The sequence below is a fragment of the Kosmotoga sp. genome (genome assembly GCF_982836095.1).
In genome coordinates, this window is sequence record NZ_CEYIHJ010000157.1 from 1 (window position 1) to 3,550 (window position 3,550).

Annotated in this window: 4 protein-coding genes; all 4 read right to left on the minus strand. The window is 41.9% G+C overall.

All coding sequences use genetic code 11. The annotated features are described in order from the left end of the window. The coding region (locus tag AC3LHT_RS09135; protein ID WP_488662670.1) for a DNA ligase LigA-related protein at nucleotides 1–422 on the minus strand (422 nt) is incomplete at its 3' end. Nucleotide 423: 1 nt separating this feature from the next. Next, nucleotides 424–771: a holo-ACP synthase gene (acpS, locus tag AC3LHT_RS09140; protein WP_290647083.1), complete on the minus strand. Its 348-nt coding sequence runs from the start codon at nucleotides 769–771 to the stop codon at nucleotides 424–426. Nucleotides 772–779: 8 nt separating this feature from the next. Next, nucleotides 780–3,095, minus strand: a complete 2,316-nt coding sequence (locus AC3LHT_RS09145; RefSeq protein ID WP_488662671.1) for an endonuclease MutS2 — start codon at nucleotides 3,093–3,095, stop codon at nucleotides 780–782. Then, a complete protein-coding gene (locus AC3LHT_RS09150) occupies nucleotides 3,073–3,513 on the minus strand; it encodes a SoxR reducing system RseC family protein (RefSeq protein WP_290647085.1) in 441 nt (146 codons plus the stop codon). The genes AC3LHT_RS09145 and AC3LHT_RS09150 overlap by 23 nt, the downstream gene beginning before the upstream one ends. Nucleotides 3,514–3,550: the final 37 nt, after the last annotated feature.

Below are 3,550 nucleotides of genomic sequence, written 5' to 3' on the forward strand. Positions count from 1 at the left end.
TCTCCGCGTGTTGCCGCGAGGACCAGCGTTCCTGACTCGTAACGCAAAGTAATAGATAAACCATCTATTTTCAGCTCACAGACGTACTCGAGTGAATCGACTCCCAGTAATCTTTTCACCCGATTGTGAAATTCAAGGACTTCTTCTTCAGAATATGTGTTATCCAGGCTGTAAAGCCTTGTAAAATGGCGAACTTCTTTAAACCCTTCTGCGGGCTTTTCCCCGACCCTTTGTGTGGGGGAATCCGGCGTGATAAGCTCTGGATATTTTCTTTCGAGCATCATAAGTTCTTTGAGCATTTCGTCATATTCTTGATCCGTGATTATTGGATCATTCAACACATAATACCTGTAAGAATGATAGTTGAGCTCTTCACGAAGTTTTTTGGCTCTCTTCATCACTTCAGGAGGCACTTTATTCACATTAATCCCTCCTCATTACCAAAACAGTGGCAACTGCATATTCTCCATCATGTGAAATGCTTACAAGGATTTCATCGGCATTTACAACTTCTTTCGTTAACTGAGCCGGAACCGGGGCTCCATCTTCAGACACCAAAAATTGTATTTTTCTAAATTCAAGCTCTTTCCTTCTGGTGGCTTTCACGAGGGCTTCTTTTGCGGCGAACCTGCCCGCGGCAAATTCCATACGGCGCTTTTCGTTGCCGAATGATTCATAGATTTTCAGCTCTTCATCACCAAGAACACGATTTATAACCCGTTCATTCAACCGGCTGATTTTCACTATGTCAGTACCGAGCTCAAACGTCATATCACACCTCACACCTCTATCACAGTAACGCCGTGGCCACCTTCTTTCGGCGTGCCGATTCTAAATCGCTTCACAATCCTTTTTTGCCTTAGATATTTCCATACGGCTTCAGCAAGCTTGCCTGTGCCTTTTCCGTGAATGATATATCCTTTACTTCTGTTCGTCCTGATCAGTGAGTCGATAAAATCATCGAGAACAAAAGGAACATCATCTGTGGTCATTCCTCTGATATCCAGCTCATCGCTAAATCTTTGAATGCCCGAAACTATGGAATTGCTTTTTTCTTCATCGCCCTTTTGAAGTGGTTTAACCTTCTCTAACTTTGAAAGGGGGACTTCCAGTGTGAGAATTCCTGCCTTTAAAAAGGCTTTCCCCTCTTTTACTGAAATAACCTCTGCTATTACACCAGTATCCAGGATTTTTACGTTGTCTCCCGCTTCAATATGGATATCGTCTGTAACACTGTGCATGGAAGGTGATCTGTGCAATTTTTCCTTGGCTTTATATAGTTCCTTGACGGCTTTTATCTTGTCCTCTTCCTTTTCTGAGCGCCCAAGGTTTATCGATTCTTCGATTTTCCTGATATAAGTACTGAGCTTTTCCTCCAGTTCTTTCAACTCTCTATCGAGCTCACCGAGCCTCTTTTTCTTCAATTTTTCAAAACGCTCATTGTATTTCTCTTTGAGTTCCTCAAGCTTCTGTTTCTCTTCAATGAGCTCTCTCTTGATTATTTCTATCTTTGAACGTTCTTTATGAAGTTCGCTTATCAGCGCTTCAAAGTTTGTCGATTCGTTAGACATATATTCCTTTGCTTTATTCAAAACTTCTCCTGGAAGGCCAAGACGGCGCGAAATTTCCAGAGCATTAGAACTACCGGGGATGCCCATTATGAGATGATAGGTTGGTTTAAGCGTGTCAACATCGAATTCCACACTGGCATTAATTACCTCTGGTTTGTTCAACGCATAGATCTTGAGGGGGCTCAGATGGGTGCTGACAACAGTCTTGGCTTTTTTGGTTAACAACATGTCTATAATGGCCATTGACAACGCTGCGCCTTCTACTGGGTCTGTTCCAGCTCCAAGTTCATCTAGCAGAACCAGCGAGTTTTCATCGCAGTTATTTATTACCTCTATTATCCTCGATATGTGTGATGAAAATGTACTCAAGCTCTGTTCTATCGACTGCTCATCGCCAATATCAACAAAAACGTTCTTGAATTCCGGGATTTTGGAGGATTCATCTGCAAGGATGGGAAGACCGCACATGGTCATAAGAACACAAAGCCCTATGGTCTTCAACGCAACCGTTTTTCCCCCGGTGTTTGGACCTGTTATAACAACAGCTCCTGCATCTTCAGGCATGGTGAAATCTATGGGAACCACTTTCTCATCGTCAATCAAGGGGTGCCGCGCATTTAAAAGCATCATCTTTCTGCCGTTATGGGGAAAAACGAAACTCCCGCGATGTTTTTTAGCATACATTGCCGAAGCGTTGTTTATATCCAGTTCGGAGATTATATGCAAATCCTGTTGGAGGCGCTCTGTTACTTTGAAAAACTTTGTTGTCAATTCGCGGAGTATCCTTCTCACTTCTTCTTCCTCAGAAGATTTCAACACACGAAGCCGATTATTCAAAGGCACGAGTTCTTTCGGTTCAAAGTAAACTGTAGCGCCACTGCTGGAACTTCCATGTATTATCCCATCATAAAGTGTCTTTCTACTTGCTATTAGTGGAAGCACATAACGCCCTTCCCGCGTCAAGGCTATGGAATCTGTAAGTTCAGTGCGATAATTTGAAACCACCGATTCGAGTTTTGAACGTAATGTTCTATTCAGTTGTTTTAGCTCGTTTCTGATCTCTCTTAACAAAGGGCTGGCTTTATCAACGACTTCTCCTTCTTCATTTATCGCGTGATTAATCGCATTAATTAGGGTCCTTTCACAATTCAAAGGGCTCAATAGTGTCCAGAGTTCCGGGATTTCTTCAGAATGCTGCGCAAAAAATTGCCTTATCTGGCAGATCGCACCAAGTGTTTTTGCAATTCTGAAAAGCTGTTCCCCACTCAAGATAGCTCCGTTAACCGCTTGCTGTATTTCGGCTTTTAAGTTTAATACACCATACAGAGGTGGCTCTCCATATTTCAAAATGAACCTGTACAATTCAGCAGACCGACTCAATCTTGAACGGTAATTTACCTCAAAGGGCTCTAAGTTCGTTATGGCTTCTTTCCCATAATCCGAAAAGCAGTGTTTTGTTATGTTTTTGAGAACTTTGTTCAACTCTGTGATATTTTTTAGTTCACTTGATCTTTGTAAAGACATCTTTTATGCTTACCTTTCTTATTATTATGGGCATCAACTTTTCCCTGTTCTTTCTATCATAAATTGAAAGCCCTATATAAAAAACAGCCATGGAACTAAAGGCAGTTAAAAGCGAAAGAAGCTCTGAAAAATCCAGCCCTATCATGAAAAGCAGTGTCGCTATGAATACAGCAAGTGGAATGCCGTAGAGAAGCAATGCTAGTTTTGATGCAGAAAAGTTTGGAACCTCGATTTCTACGTAATCGCCAGGAGCGACATCTATGTTATTCTTCATAGCCTTGATCTCTATTTCTTTAGAAGCTGTTCCAGTTGCCGAACAAGAATCTTTAAGAGCACAGCTCCCGCACGCTTCAGTTCGATTTTTGCTCAAGAGCACATAATTTCTCTTAACTTCTTTCACCAGTGCTAATTCTCTCACTCAGTACCTCCTCCAAAGGTGTAATTCACCCCGAAAT